Origin of the sequence: Lacibacterium aquatile (assembly GCF_042683105.1) — a bacterium.
Taxonomy (GTDB): Bacteria; Pseudomonadota; Alphaproteobacteria; order Elsterales; family Elsteraceae; genus Lacibacterium; species Lacibacterium aquatile.
Genome location: NZ_JBHUIP010000012.1, coordinates 289,485 through 302,991, shown reverse-complemented (window position 1 = coordinate 302,991; position 13,507 = coordinate 289,485). Strand labels below are relative to the sequence as shown.

The following is a 13,507-nucleotide window of genomic DNA, read 5'->3' as shown; positions in this document are numbered from 1 at the left end:
TTAGATCTCCACGTCGGCCATGGGGCGATAGCTGTCGGCGATCTTGCGTTCGGCGATATGCTCGGCCCAGGGGTCGTTCTGGCTGAATTTCTGGCTTTCCAGGAAGCGGTCGTAGAGGGCGGCGCGATTGTCCGCATCCACGATCATCTTGTCTTTGACATAGGCGATGCCCACACGCTCCACCCAGGGGGCGGTGCGTTCGAGATAGCGGGCTTCTTCGCGATACAGCTGCAGGAAGGCGCCACAATATTCCAGCACCTCGGCCTCCGTCTCGACCTTGGCGAGGTGATCGGTGCCGCGCAGATGGATGCCGCCGTTGCCGCCGACATAGAGCTCCCAGCCGCTGTCGACCGCGATGACGCCGAAGTCCTTGATCGTGCTTTCGGCGCAGTTGCGCGGGCAGCCGGAAACGGCCAGCTTCACCTTGTGGGGATGGTAGGAGCCCCAGGTTAGGCGCTCCAGCTTCACGCCCATGCCGGTCGAATCCTGGGTTCCGAAGCGGCACCAGTCGGACCCGACGCAGGTTTTTACCGTCCGCAAAGCCTTGCCGTAGGCATGGCCGGAAACCATCCCGGCCGCATTGAGATCGGCCCAGACCGCCGGTAAGTCTTCCTTCTTCACACCCAAGAGATCGATGCGCTGACCGCCGGTCACTTTCACCGAGGGGATGGCGAATTTATCGACCACATCGGCAATGGCGCGTAGTTCGTTCGCGGTGGTGACCCCGCCCCACATGCGCGGGACAACGGAATAGGTGCCGTCTTTCTGGATATTGGCGTGGTTGCGTTCATTGACGAAGCGCGACTGGGCATCGTCCTTGTAGGTGTCGGGCCAGGCGCACATCAGATAGAAATTCAGCGCCGGACGGCAGGAGGCGCAGCCGTCGGGCGTCTTCCAACCCAGGGCCTGCATGACCGCCGGAATGGACTTCAGCCCTTCCGCAACAAGACGTCGACGCACGGTGTCGTGATCATGGGTGGTGCATTTGCACATCGGCTTGATTGTATCGGCCTGGAACTCGTCCCCCAGCGCGAGCGCCAGCAACTGTTCGACCTGCCCCGTGCAGGAGCCGCAGGAGGCCGAGGCCTTGGTATGGGCCTTGACGCCATCGAGGGTGGTGAGCCCCTTTTCGGCAATCGCACCCATGATGGTGCCCTTGCAGACGCCGTTGCAGCCGCAGATTTCCGCGTCATCCGATAAGGCTGCAACGGCCGCGCTAGGGTTTGCGGAGGATGCCCCCTGCAGCCCCTGGCCGAAAATCACGGTATCGCGCAGCTCGCCCAGCGGCGCGGCCTCCTTCATCATCTGGAAGTACCAGCCGCCGTCGCGGGTATCGCCATAGAGCACGGCCCCGGCGAGGCAGCCGTCCTTGACCACCAGGCGCTTGTAGATGCCACGCGCGCCGTCGCGATAGACGATATCCTCGCAGCCCTCGCCCCCGGAAAAGGCCCCGGCGGAGAACATGTCGATGCCTGTGACCTTCAGCTTGGTCGCGGTGGCGACGGGGCGATAGGCGCTGGTGGTGGTGCCGGTCAGATGATCGGCGCAGACCTTCGCCATATCCCAGATCGGGGCGACGAGGCCAAACACCTGACCGTCATGTTCGACACATTCGCCGATGGCAGCGATATCGGGGTCGGAGGTGATGAGGCCATCATTGACCTTGATGCCGCGTCCACAATCGAGACCTGCTTCCTTGGCAAGGCCGGTGTTCGGCCGGATACCAACCGCCATGACCACAAGGTCGGCCGGGATCTCCCGCCCATCGGTCAGGCGCAGGGCGGTGACACGCTCGGTCCCGACCAGTTCGGCGGTATTGGCGCCGGTGATGACGGTCAGGCCGCGCCGGATCAGATCCTGTTCCAGCAGATGGGCGGCAGAGGGGTCGAGCTGGCGCTCCATCAGCGTCTCGGGCAGATGGATGACCGTGACCTCCATACCGTTGAGCTTCAGGCCGTTGGCGGCCTCCAGGCCCAGCAGACCGCCGCCGATGACGACGGCGTGTTTGTAGGTCTTGGAGGCGGCGACCATGGTCTCGACATCGGCCAGATCGCGGAAGGCGATCACGCCCGGCAGATCCTTGCCCGGCACCGGCAGCATGAAGGGCAGCGAGCCGGTGGCGAGCAGCAGCTTGTCATAGGAACGGATCGTGCCGTGCTGGCCCGTGACCGTCTTGGCCGCGCGGTCGATGGTAGTGACGGTCTCAGAGGTGATCAGTTCGACGCCGTTCGCTTCGTACCAGTCGCGGGTATTGATGACGATCTCGTCGAACGTCTTTTCGCCCGCCAGCACGGGCGAGAGCATGATGCGGTTATAGTTCACATGGGGCTCGGTCCCGAAGACGGTCACGGCATAACGATGGGGATCGCGCTTGATGATCTCTTCGAGGGTGCGGATGCCCGCCATGCCGTTGCCGACGATGACGAGCCGTTCGCGGATATGGGTGCCGTCGCGCATGTCGCTGTTCCTCCCTGAGCTCAGGCAGCGGTGGCCGGGTGGCGGTGGCGCTCGTAGAGGAACGAGAGCACCGCGGCGCGGCTCTTGTGATAGGCGGGATCGTCGGCAAGTTTCAGCCGGTCGCGACGGCGTGGTAGATCGACCGTCAGCACCTCGCCGATGGTGGCCGACGGGCCGTTGGTCATCATCACGATGCGGTCCGACAGCAGCACGGCCTCGTCCACATCATGGGTGATCATCATGACCGTGTTGCCCAGGCGCTGATGGATATCCATGACCGTGTCCTGCAGCTGGGCGCGGGTCAGGGCATCAAGGGCGCCAAACGGCTCGTCCATCAGCAGGACCTTGGGTTCCATGGCCAGCGCCCGGGCGATGCCGACGCGCTGTTTCATGCCGCCCGAAATCTCATGCGGGCGCTTATCCAGGGCATGGGTCATATTGACGAGCGCGAGGTTATGGCGGGTCCACTCGTCCCGCTCGGTTTTGGATTTCTGGCCGGAGAACACTTTGTCGACAGCCAGGCGCACGTTTTCGTAGACGGTGAGCCAGGGCAGCAGGGAATGGTTCTGGAAGACGACCGCGCGGTCGGGGCCGGGGGCGTTCACTTCCTTGTTTTCCAGCAGAATGCCGCCGCTCATGCAGGTCAGCAGGCCCGCGACGATGTTGAGCAGCGTGGACTTGCCGCAGCCCGAATGACCGATGATCGAGATGAACTGGCCTTTTTCGATGGCAAGATCCACATCGGTCAGCACGGTGGAGAGGCCGCCGCCCCGGGCGGGGAACTGCATGGCGACCTGGCTGATGGAGAGATAGGGCTGGGTCATGGTCATTGCGCTCCCATGCCGCGGCCCGCAAAGCGCCCGGCGAGTGTGATGCAGCGGTCAAGGAAGAAGCCGACAAGGCCGACGTAGATCAGGGCGACGATGATGTCGCTGATGAGCGAGCTGTTCCACGCGTCCCAGATGAAGAAGCCGATGCCGACGCCGCCGATCAGCATCTCGGCCGCGACGATGGCGAGCCAGGAGAGGCCGACGCCGATCTTCAGGCCGGTGAAGATGTAGGGGACCGTCGCGGGCAGCATGATCTTGTAGAAATATTCGATCGGGTTGAGCTGCAGCACGCGGGCGACGTTGCGATAGTCGTCCGGGATGTTGCGCACGCCGACCGAGGTGTTGATCAGGATCGGCCAGACCGAGGTGATGAAGATCACGAAGATCGCGCTGGGGTGACTGTCGCGGAAGGCAGCCAGAGACAGCGGCAGCCAGGCGAGCGGCGGCACGGTGCGCAGCACCTGGAAGATCGGGTCGAGGCCGCGCATGGCCAGCGTGCTCTGCCCGATGATCACCCCCACCAGCACGCCGAAGATGGCGGCCAGCGAGAAACCGACCGCGACCCGCTGAAGGCTGGCGTAGAGGTGCCAGAACAGACCCTTGTCGAGGCCGCCGCGATCATAGAAGGGGCTGAAGATCAGTTCGGCGCTTTGCTCCAGCACCTTTGACGGCGGTGGCAGGCTGGCGCCCGGCTGGCTGCAAGCGATCTCCCAGACAGCCAGGATCAGGGCCAGGGTGACCAGCGGCGGCAGGATAACCCCGGCTGCCCGGCGCAGCGCTGCCGGACGGAAGAAGCTCTTGATCCTGGTCGGCAGGCCGACGCTGGCGGCGGCGATAGTGATCCGCGTATCGGTCATGATGCGGCCTCAGATGCGCTTGATGGCGAGGCTGGCGAGATAGGCCGCGGGATCGGCCGGATCGAAGGTCTTGCCGTCGAAGAAGGTCTCCTTGCCGCGCGAGGTCGAAGCCGGGATATCGGCGGTCCCGAGTTCCTTGGCGGCGTCGAGCCAATATTTGGCGCCATTGACGGCGGCGACGGTCTTCTTTATGTCGGTTTCGGCGCCGAGGATCCCCCAGCGGATATTCTCGGTCAGGAACCAGATTTCATGGCTCTCGAACGGGAAGGAGGCGTGGTCCTTCCAGTACTTCATGAGCAGCGGGAAATTCTCGACCTTGCGGCCATCGCCGTAATCGACGCTGCCGCTGGTGCGGCCGATGATGTCGGCGGGCGGGACGTTGAACCAGGCGCGCTTGCCGATGATATCGGCCAGTTCCTTGCGGTTTTCCGGCTTATCGGCCCATTGCTGGGCCTCCATCACCGCCATCAGCAGGGCCTTGGTCGCATTCGGGTTCTTCTCGACCCAATCCGTGCGCATGGCGAAGCTTTTCTCCGGGTGATCCGTCCACAGCTCGCCGGTGGTCAGCGCCGTGAAGCCGATGCCCTGGTTGACGAGCTGGGCGTTCCAGGGCTCGCCGACGCAGAAAGCCTCCATCGAGCCGACCTTCATGTTGGCCACCATCTGGGGCGGCGGCACGACGATGGTCTGCACATCCTTGTCCGGGTCGATCCCGCCGGCGGCCAGCCAATAGCGGATCCAGAGATCGTGGGTGCCGCCCCGGAAGGTCATGGCGCATTTGATCTCCTTGCCCCCGGCAGCGGCCTTGGCGAAGGCTTCCTTCAGGGGCGAGGCATCCTTGCCGACCTTCAGGTCCTTGTAGGCATTGGAGACGGAAATCGCCTGACCATTGGTATTGAGGCGCGCCAGAATGGTCATCGGCAGCGGGACGTTGTTCTTGGTGACCTTGCCCAGGCTCATCAGATAGGGCATGGGGGTCAGGATATGGGCGCCATCGATGCCGCCGCTGCCCGATCCCAATTCCAGATTATCGCGGGTAGTGCCCCAGCTGGCCTGCTTGGCGATCTCCACATCCGGCATGCCGTATTTGGCGAACAGGCCCTTTTCCTTGGCGATGATCAGCGGTGCGCTGTCGGTCAGCGCGATATAGCCGATGGTGGCCTTGGTCGTTTCAGGCGCAGCCGGGGCGGCATAGGCCCCGCCGGGCAGCAGGGCGCGGGCGGCGGTAAAGGTGGCAGCAGCGCCGAGGAACTGACGGCGGGTAGGGGCGAACAGTCGGGTCTTGGTCATGGCTGTCACTCCGGACGTGATGGCTTAGAAGGAGGTCGCGGCATCGTCGAAGACGGCGCCGTCGAAGAAGCGGTTGGCGATCATCGGGATGGGTTTGGTGGCGGTGCGCAGGGACCAGGGTGTCGCATAGCCACCCTCGGCCTTACTGTCGGTTGGCGGCACCGGCAGCCCCATAGGGGCAACCGCGCTGCGATAGAGATCGGGGCGCCAGACGGATCGGGCGACGGCTTCCAGATCGACATTCGGGGCAACCTGACCCCAGCGCCGCATCTGCCCCAGGATCCAGCGGGCATGGCTCAGCCAGGGGAAATTGGCGGCAGAGGCGTGGAAGAGGTGGAAGCCCGGAACCAGCCGTACGCCTTCCCCCAGGCCAATCGGATAACGCCCGACCAGACCCGGCAGGATGGCGCGCGGATGCACGGCGAGTACGCGGTCGTCGGCCAGCATCTCCGCCAGTTTTGGCACATTCTCCGGCGCATCGGCCCAGGCGCTGGCCTCCACGATGGCGCGGATCAGGGCGAGGTGCGTACCCGGATTGGCATCGGCCCAGGCCGTGGTGACCCCGAGGACTTTTTCGGGGGAGGCCGACCAGAGTTCACAGCCTGCCAAAGCGATGCGGCCGACACCCAGGGCTACCGCCTGGCTGTTCCAGGGATCGCCGACGCAGAAGCCGTCGATCTCGCCATTCGCCAGGGCCTCGACCATGCGAGGCGGCGGCACCGGGATCAGATCGACTTCCTTGTCGGGATCGATCCCGGCGTCGGCCAGCCAATAGCGCAGCTGATAGGAATGCATCGAGATCGGGAAGACCACGCCGAAGCGGGGACGGGCGCCGGTCTCGTCGATCAGACGGCGGATCGGCGCGGCGGACATCGGGCCAGGGGCGGGGTTATAGGGCTGCAGGCGGTCCCAGAGCGGGGCGCCCAGGGTCACTGCATTGCCGTTGAGGCCCAGGGCGCAGCCGACCACCATCGACTGCTTGCCGATCATACCCAGCGTCAGGGCCAGCGGCATCGGCGCCAGCATGTGACCGCCGTCGAGCACGCCCATCATGATCTTGTCGCGGATAGTCGCCCAGGAGCCTTCGCGGCTCAAAGTCACGTCGAGCCCGTGTTTCTCGAAAAAGCCCATCCGCTGGGCGACGACCAGCGGCGCGCAGTCGGTCAGCGGCATGAAGCCCAGCGACACGGCCAGCTTCTCGGGCTTGAGACCGCCCGAGAGGTTGTTCGTAATCGTGTCGATACCGCTGTTCATTCACCAAGCTCCAAAACGAAAAGGCGCCCGAGTGCGTTGGTGGCTTCGGGGTTAACCGAAGTGCCAAGCTCTCGGACGCCATTGTCCTGATCGGGCGGGACGCCATTGCCCCGCCGTATGTTCGTCAGGGATTTAGCAAATGTCGTGCCAGATGGATTTTGAGCGGATTCCTGCCCCTTTTGAGAGCGGTATGCGGGTGATGCTCAGGATTTATGCTGCGCTGCACAGTGGTGAGGCAGAGATTTCTCTCTGTCGTCATGCCCCGACTTGATCGGGGCATCTCCTCCGGGTGCGTTTCCACATGGTGCTAATTCGAATTGGACAGGCCCTCGGAGGAGATCCCCCGCATGAAGCGGGGGATGACGAGCTTTTTGGATGACGCGTTTGGTTTGAATAAAAAAAAGGGCTGGAGCACATGGCCCCGGCCCCAGGAGGGACTCGTAAAGAGTTTAAGCGAACAGCGCGCTCAGGGCGTCGTTGGTCCAGGCGGCGGGCTGCTGGCAGGGAGTCGTGATATCGACCGGGCGGCGTTCCTCGCCCGACCGCAGGATCGACAGCAGCACGTCCAGCACATGCACGCCTACCGTGGCCGAGGAGCGATGGGGCGAGCCGTTGCGCACGGCGTCGGCCAGATCGGCGATCCCGAGCACGCGATAATTCGCGTTCTTCGGCTCCTCCACCGGCCAGTTGATCGCGCCTGCCGGGTCGACCGAGGTATCGACGCTGACCCATTCGCCGGAAGCATCGGCAATCTCCACCGCGCCGCCGAAGAAGTTCGGATCGGGGATCTTCATGGTGGCCAGGGTGCCATAGAGCTCCAGCGGCGGATGGGAGTGCTTCATCACGTCCCAGCTGGCGCCGAACAGCACCGAAGCGCCGCTCGCGAATTCCAACACCGACATGATGGTGGTCGGGGTTTCGACCTTGATCGCCTGCCCCAGCTTAGGCGAATCGGGGGTGGAGATGATGCGTTCCGGCTTGCCGATGGTGCTGGTTGCCGATACCCGCTTCACCGGCCCCAGCACATTGACGAGGGCGCTGATGTAATAGGGACCCATGTCCAGGATCGGACCGCCGCCGGGCTGGAAGAAGAAGCTGGGGTCAGGGTGCCAATGCTCCATGCCCCGGCCCATGATGAAAGCGGTGCCGCCGGTGACTTTGCCGATCTTGCCCGCATCCACCAGCTCGCGCGCCTTGCGACCGGCAGCGCCCAGGAAGGTATCCGGCGCCACGCCGATCAGCACGCCCTTGGCCTTGGCGGTGGCGAGCAGCTTCTGCCCCTGATCGAGGGTCAGGCACAGCGGCTTTTCCGAATAGACGTGTTTACCGGCATTCAGCGCCGCCATCGACACGTCGAAATGGGCATTGGGAACGGTCAAGTTCACGATGATATCGATGGTGGGGTCTGCCAGCATGTCGGCGAGGCTGACCGCGCGGACCTTGAATTTCTCCGCCTGACGTTCCGCTGCTGCCTGATTGAGGTCGGCGCAGGCGCGGACCTCCAGCCCCTTGAAGAGGGGGGTATTATGGAAATAGACCGTCGAGATATTGCCGCAGCCGACGATGCCGATACCGAAGGTTTTCATGGGAGCGATTTACCAGCTGGCGACGGTTTCGCGCGCCCGGCGGGCGAAACGTTCGATGTCGTTCGGATTGTCATGTTCGACCACGAAATATTTGGCCGAGGTTGCCTTGGCGGCGGCAACCAGCTGCTGCCAGTCGAGGGTGCCATGGCCGACATCGGCCCAGCCGCCTTCGTCCGTTGCCTCGCCCGGCGATGCCACGTCTTTGAGATGCACCGCCAGAATGCGGTCCTTCCAGCGGTTCAGCCAGGCGATGGGATCTTGGCTGGCGCGGGTGACCCAGCCCAGATCGATCTCCCACCCCATGGAGGGGGCCGCTTTCAACAGGCGTTCCATGGGGAAGCTGCCATCGCTCAAGGCTTCCAGCTCGAACTCGTGGTTGTGCCAGGCAAAGCCGAGGCCGTGCTTCTTGAAGACGTCGCCTGCTACCTCGAGCTTGGCCCCCAGGGCATCCCATCCGGCGGCATCGGTCGGGCGCTCCTCCGGCTTGATGTAGGGGACGACGACCAGTTCAATGCCCAGGCGCTTGGCGGTCAGCGCGGTGGCTTCGGTGTCGCCCAGCACGCGGTCGAGGCCGATATGGGCGCTGGGGGCGGCCATGTCGTAGCGCTTCAGCAGGGTTTCCAACTGGTCGGCTTCGGCAAACAGCGCGCCATAGGGTTCGACGCAGCGATAGCCGAGCTTGGAGAGGAGGGCGAACTGATCTTCCAGCACCGGGATGGCGCGGGCGGAGAACAGCTGCAGGGAGAGACGATCAACGATAGCCATGGGACTTCCTCTCAGATCCGCCGCCCAGTGGCGGCGTCGAACAGGGAAACGTGAGTAACGGGAATGGAAATCGGCAGAGTGTCGCCGGGTCGGATTTCGCGCTCCCCATCCAGACGGATGGCGAAGGTCACGCCGTTGGCGCTGGCCCAGACCAGGGTGTCGGCGCCCATGGGTTCGACGATCTCGACGCTAAGGGGGATTTCCCCCTGGCCCAGGTGTTCGGGTCGGATGCCAAGTTCGACTTCCTGGCGATCCTGGGGCGGGGTGGCGAACTCATACCCGGCCAGATCGATGGAATAGCCTTCGCGCACAAACGTCGTCTTGTTGTTTGCGACCACCAGATGGCCCTTCAGCAGGTTCATCTTGGCCGCGCCGATGAAAGTCGCGACAAAGCGATTGACCGGCTGGCGATAGACCTCATACGGGGTGCCGATCTGCTGGATGATGCCGTCTTTCATGATCGCGATCCGGTCGGCCAGCGTCATGGCCTCGACCTGATCATGGGTCACATAGACCATGGTGGACTTCAGGCGGGCATGCAGACGCTTCAGTTCCACCCGCAGGTCGGTGCGCAACTGGGCATCGAGGTTCGAGAGCGGTTCGTCGAACAGGAAGACGCCGACCTGTCGCACCAGGGCGCGGCCGATGGCGACCCGCTGGCGCTGACCGCCCGACAGGGCCGCAGGCAGGCGCTCCATCAGTTCGGTCAGTTTCAACAGTTCGGCGGCGGCGTCGACGCGCCGGTTGATCTCGTCCTTGGGTAGGCCTGCGACCTTGAGGCCGAAGGAGAGATTCTGCCGCACGCTCATGCGCGGATAGAGGGCGTAGGACTGGAAGACCATGGCGAGGCCGCGGTCGCTGGGCTCTTCCCAGGTGACGTTCTTGTCGCCGATCCAGATTTCGCCTTCGGTCACATCCATCAGCCCGGCGATGGTGTGCAGCAGGGTCGACTTGCCGCAGCCCGAGGGGCCGAGCAGCACCAGGAATTCGCCTGCCTTCACTTCGAGCGACAGCGTGTCGAGCACCCGGCGCGCGCCGAAGGCAATCGTCATGTCGCGGACGGAAATATTCGTCATTCGTCTTATCCTTTGACCGCGCCCGACGCGATGCCCCGCACGAACCAGCGTCCAGACACGAAATAGACGATGGTGGGAACGAGGGCCGTCAGCAGCGTCGCGGCCATGTTGACGTTGTATTCGCGCTCGCCGGTGGTGGTGTTCACCACGTTATTGAGCTGGACGGTCATGGGCAGATTCTCGCGGCCCGCAAAGACGAGGCCGAGCAGGAAGTCGTTCCAGATACCCGTCACCTGCAGGATGGCCGCGACCACGAAGATCGGCACCGACATCGGCAGGATCACATCGATGAAGATCCGCCAGAATCCGGCGCCATCCACACGGGCGGCGTTGAACAGTTCGACCGGCAGGTTGGTATAGAAATTCCGGAACAGCATGGTCATGACCGGCATGCCGAAGATCACATGCACCAGGATGATCCCCGGCAGCGAGCTATAGAGACCCGCGAAGGAGAAAAAGCGGATCATCGGATTGAGGAAGACCTGATAGGGGATGAAGGCCCCCACCATCAGCACGGCGAACAGCAGATTGGCGCCGGGTCGCTTCCAGAAGGTCAGGGCATAGCCGTTCACGGCCCCGACGATGATCGAGATGATCACGCTGGGGATCAGGATCTTCACCGAATTCCAGAAGCCGACCTGGATGCCCTTGCACTCCAGACCCGTACAGGCCTGGGTCCAGGCCTTGATCCAGGCGTCGAAGTTCAAGCTCGCCGGAAGCGTCAGGATCGATCCCATGCGGATCTCCTCCAGCGTCTTCAGGGAGGTCACCACCATGATGAACAGCGGCAGCAGGAAGAACAGCGCGGCCGAGAAGAGGAAAAGATAGATGCCGATGCGGCCGGGGGTCAGGCGCTGCGGCTTTGGGCCATTTGGGTTCATGCGTGCGCCCCCCGGTTATGGCGCCCATATTTGAAGTAGAGATAGGGGGCGAGCACCACGAGCACCGTGATCAACATGATGGTGGAGGCGGCGGTGGCGAGGCCGATGTTCCCGCGCTCGAACAGGTAATCCATCACGAACTTGGCAGGCGCTTCGGATTCATTGCCAGGGCCGCCATTGGTCATGGCGACGACAAGGTCATAAAGCTTCACGACGGTGATCGACATCAGCACGATGGCGGTAGCGAAGACCGATCCCAGCATCGGCAGGACAATCGAGACATAGACGCGCCAGGCGGGAATGCCGTCGATCTTGGCCGCTTTCCAGATCTCGCTATCCACCCCGCGCAACCCCGCCAGCATGATGGCCATGACAAGGCCAGAGGCGTGCCAGACGGCGGCGATGACCAGGGTGAAGACCACGAAGTCTGGGTTCACCAGCCAGTCGAAGGTGAAGCTTTCCCAGCCCAATCCGCGCATCAGCTTCTGCAGGCCCAGTTCGGGATTGAGGAACCATTGCCAGACAAGCCCGGTGACCACGAAGGACATGGCGTAGGGATAGAGGAACACCGCGCGCAGCAGATTTTCGAACCGCACCCGCTGATCGATCATGATCGCCATCAGCAGGCCCAGGATCAGGCTGATCGCCAGGAAACAGCCGCCGAAGACAAAGAGATTGCCGAAGGAGATCTGCCAGCGCTCGTTCGCGAACAGCCGCTCATACTGTGCCAGCCCGACGAACTGGGAGGAGGGGAGCAGGCGCGAGTTCGTGAAGGAGACCCAGATCGTCCAGCCGGTGCAGACGACATAGATCAGCAGCGCCGTCACGAAGGCCGGCAGCATGGCGACGGATGCCGCCATCTGGTGCTTGCGTTTGGTTCTAGCCATGGAATGCCTAACGGATGAGCGTGGAACTTTCATGATCGTCATCCCGGTGCTCGACCGGGATCCCCTCATTTGCATTCTGTCGTCACCCCGGGACTTGATCCCGGGGTCTCCTCCGAGGCTGTTTCCAGACTGTTTTTGGCAGCATTGGAAAGGCTCCCGGAGGAGATCCCGTGGTCGAGCCACGGGATGACGATTGAACGCGAAAACTTAAGAGGTCCCGGGATCAAGTCCCGGGATGACGATTATGGAGTTCTTTAGTTCGAAGCCTTGAGAGCGGCGGCGAATTTCTTGGTGAATTCGTCGGCTTTCTGGCCCGGGGTGTTCCAATAGGCGGTGATCACGTCGTCGAGAGTGCCGAGCGTGTCGGAGGTCACCAGCATGTCGACGTTCGGCTGCTGGTTGGCCGGATCCTTCATGTAGGCGACACCCTTCTGGGCGCAGGCATCCATCTTGGAGACGTCGATATCCGTGCGGATCGGCAGCGAGCCTTTCTTGACGTTGAATTCGACCTGCGCGTCCGGGGTCATCAGGGTCTTGGCCAGCAGCTTCTGAGCCGCGATCTGGTTGGCATCCTTGGTCTTGGCCAGCACGATCATGTCGCCGCCCATGACGAACACCGGCTTTTCGCCGAGGATGAAGCAGCCGACTTCCTTGCCGGGGGTCAGATTAGCGGCGGCAAGTTCGCCCTTGGCCCAGTCGCCCATGAACTGGAAACCAGCCTTGCCGGTGATGATCATGGCCATGGTGTCGTTCCAGTTACGGCCCGGGCTGCCCGGATCGACATACTGGCGCAGCTTGCCATAGATCTCGGCGGCCTTGGCGAAAGCTTCACCCGATACGTCGCGCTTGGCATAGACCTGCTGATAGGCGGGGGCGCCGCCGACACCGGTCAGCACGGCGTTGAACAGCAGACGCTCCTGCCACTTCTGGCCACCCAGCGCCAGGGGGATGATCCCGGCGGCTTTCAGCTTTTCGGCGGCGGCCAGGAATTCGTCCCAGTTCTTCGGCTCTTTGACTCCGGCCTTCTCAAGCGCAGCCGTGCTGGACCAAGTCCAGTTCTGGCCATGGATATTGACCGGGATCGCATAGATCTTGCCGTCGCGGGTCACGGCATTCTGGAAGGCGGTCGGGACGATCTTCGCCCAATTGTCTTCCTTGGCCACCTCGTCGACCGTATTCAGCATGTCGTTGGCGATCAGTTCGTCGAACTGCTTGCCGGTATTGAACTGCATGGCGGTGGGGGGCTTGCCGCCCACGATGCGGTTGATGCCAGCGGCACGGGCGTTCGAACCGCCTGCGATAGCGCTATCAACCCACTTACCACCAGCGGCGTTGAACTTGTCGGCGAACACCTTCACGGCAGCGGCTTCACCGGCCGAGGTCCACCAATGGATGACTTCCGCTTGCTTGTCCTGAGCCATGGCCGAGGTGCTGGCAGCGATGCCGAACATTGCGCAGGCCAAGAGGCGCGAGTAATTAATGCCCATCGTTTCCTCCAATTTGCGACCGATTGTTAGCTTATGTGGTCGTCAATCGATCTTGTAATCGATTTCTTCGTTTGTAATCGATTTCGGTGAGGCCTACAAGATAGCTTGTCGTTGTCAGGCGGAATCAAATTTGAGAC

The 13,507-nt window shown here is 62.9% G+C and carries 11 protein-coding genes; all 11 read right to left on the bottom strand.

What is annotated here, in order from left to right:
* Positions 1-2,457, bottom strand: coding sequence for a nitrite reductase large subunit NirB (gene nirB / locus ACFSM5_RS13035; RefSeq protein WP_379876865.1), 2,457 nt, complete (start codon positions 2,455-2,457; stop codon positions 1-3).
* A gap of 20 nt (positions 2,458-2,477) precedes the next feature.
* On the bottom strand, positions 2,478-3,281 hold the full coding sequence (locus ACFSM5_RS13030; RefSeq protein ID WP_379876864.1) for an ABC transporter ATP-binding protein: 804 nt from the start codon (positions 3,279-3,281) through the stop codon (positions 2,478-2,480).
* A gap of 2 nt (positions 3,282-3,283) precedes the next feature.
* Positions 3,284-4,144 carry a nitrate ABC transporter permease gene (ntrB, locus tag ACFSM5_RS13025; protein ID WP_379876863.1) on the bottom strand — a complete coding sequence of 287 codons (861 nt, stop codon included), beginning with the start codon at positions 4,142-4,144 and terminating at the stop codon, positions 3,284-3,286.
* Between the two features lie 9 nt (positions 4,145-4,153).
* A complete protein-coding gene (locus ACFSM5_RS13020; RefSeq protein ID WP_379876862.1) occupies positions 4,154-5,434 on the bottom strand; it encodes a CmpA/NrtA family ABC transporter substrate-binding protein in 1,281 nt (426 codons plus the stop codon).
* 24 nt (positions 5,435-5,458) lie between these two features.
* Positions 5,459-6,688: a CmpA/NrtA family ABC transporter substrate-binding protein gene (locus ACFSM5_RS13015; RefSeq protein ID WP_379876861.1), complete on the bottom strand. Its 1,230-nt coding sequence runs from the start codon at positions 6,686-6,688 to the stop codon at positions 5,459-5,461.
* A gap of 449 nt (positions 6,689-7,137) precedes the next feature.
* Positions 7,138-8,274 carry a Gfo/Idh/MocA family protein gene (locus ACFSM5_RS13010; protein WP_379876860.1) on the bottom strand — a complete coding sequence of 379 codons (1,137 nt, stop codon included), beginning with the start codon at positions 8,272-8,274 and terminating at the stop codon, positions 7,138-7,140.
* 9 nt (positions 8,275-8,283) lie between these two features.
* Positions 8,284-9,039: a sugar phosphate isomerase/epimerase family protein gene (locus ACFSM5_RS13005; RefSeq protein WP_379876859.1), complete on the bottom strand. Its 756-nt coding sequence runs from the start codon at positions 9,037-9,039 to the stop codon at positions 8,284-8,286.
* Positions 9,040-9,050: 11 nt separating this feature from the next.
* Positions 9,051-10,115, bottom strand: coding sequence for an ABC transporter ATP-binding protein (locus ACFSM5_RS13000; protein WP_379876858.1), 1,065 nt, complete (start codon positions 10,113-10,115; stop codon positions 9,051-9,053).
* A gap of 5 nt (positions 10,116-10,120) precedes the next feature.
* Positions 10,121-10,996 carry a carbohydrate ABC transporter permease gene (locus ACFSM5_RS12995; RefSeq protein ID WP_379876857.1) on the bottom strand — a complete coding sequence of 292 codons (876 nt, stop codon included), beginning with the start codon at positions 10,994-10,996 and terminating at the stop codon, positions 10,121-10,123.
* Complete coding sequence (locus tag ACFSM5_RS12990) at positions 10,993-11,883, bottom strand: carbohydrate ABC transporter permease (RefSeq protein ID WP_379876856.1); 891 nt, start codon at positions 11,881-11,883, stop codon at positions 10,993-10,995. Before ACFSM5_RS12990 ends, ACFSM5_RS12995 begins: the two co-directional genes overlap by 4 nt.
* Positions 11,884-12,137: 254 nt before the next feature.
* Complete coding sequence (locus tag ACFSM5_RS12985; protein ID WP_379876855.1) at positions 12,138-13,370, bottom strand: ABC transporter substrate-binding protein; 1,233 nt, start codon at positions 13,368-13,370, stop codon at positions 12,138-12,140.
* Positions 13,371-13,507: the final 137 nt, after the last annotated feature.

Excerpts from the sequence above, each read along its gene's own strand:
- ACFSM5_RS13005 (WP_379876859.1), bottom strand. The coding sequence starts at position 9,039 with ATGGCTATCGTTGATCGTCTCTCCCTGCAGCTGTTCTCCGCCCGCGCC.
- ACFSM5_RS12985 (WP_379876855.1), bottom strand. The coding sequence starts at position 13,370 with ATGGGCATTAATTACTCGCGCCTCTTGGCCTGCGCAATGTTCGGCATC.
- nirB (WP_379876865.1), bottom strand. The coding sequence starts at position 2,457 with ATGCGCGACGGCACCCATATCCGCGAACGGCTCGTCATCGTCGGCAAC.
- ACFSM5_RS13030 (WP_379876864.1), bottom strand. The coding sequence starts at position 3,281 with ATGACCCAGCCCTATCTCTCCATCAGCCAGGTCGCCATGCAGTTCCCC.
- ACFSM5_RS12995 (WP_379876857.1), bottom strand. The coding sequence starts at position 10,996 with ATGAACCCAAATGGCCCAAAGCCGCAGCGCCTGACCCCCGGCCGCATC.
- ntrB (WP_379876863.1), bottom strand. The coding sequence starts at position 4,144 with ATGACCGATACGCGGATCACTATCGCCGCCGCCAGCGTCGGCCTGCCG.
- ACFSM5_RS13000 (WP_379876858.1), bottom strand. The coding sequence starts at position 10,115 with ATGACGAATATTTCCGTCCGCGACATGACGATTGCCTTCGGCGCGCGC.
- ACFSM5_RS12990 (WP_379876856.1), bottom strand. The coding sequence starts at position 11,883 with ATGGCTAGAACCAAACGCAAGCACCAGATGGCGGCATCCGTCGCCATG.
- ACFSM5_RS13015 (WP_379876861.1), bottom strand. The coding sequence starts at position 6,688 with ATGAACAGCGGTATCGACACGATTACGAACAACCTCTCGGGCGGTCTC.
- ACFSM5_RS13010 (WP_379876860.1), bottom strand. The coding sequence starts at position 8,274 with ATGAAAACCTTCGGTATCGGCATCGTCGGCTGCGGCAATATCTCGACG.
- ACFSM5_RS13020 (WP_379876862.1), bottom strand. The coding sequence starts at position 5,434 with ATGACCAAGACCCGACTGTTCGCCCCTACCCGCCGTCAGTTCCTCGGC.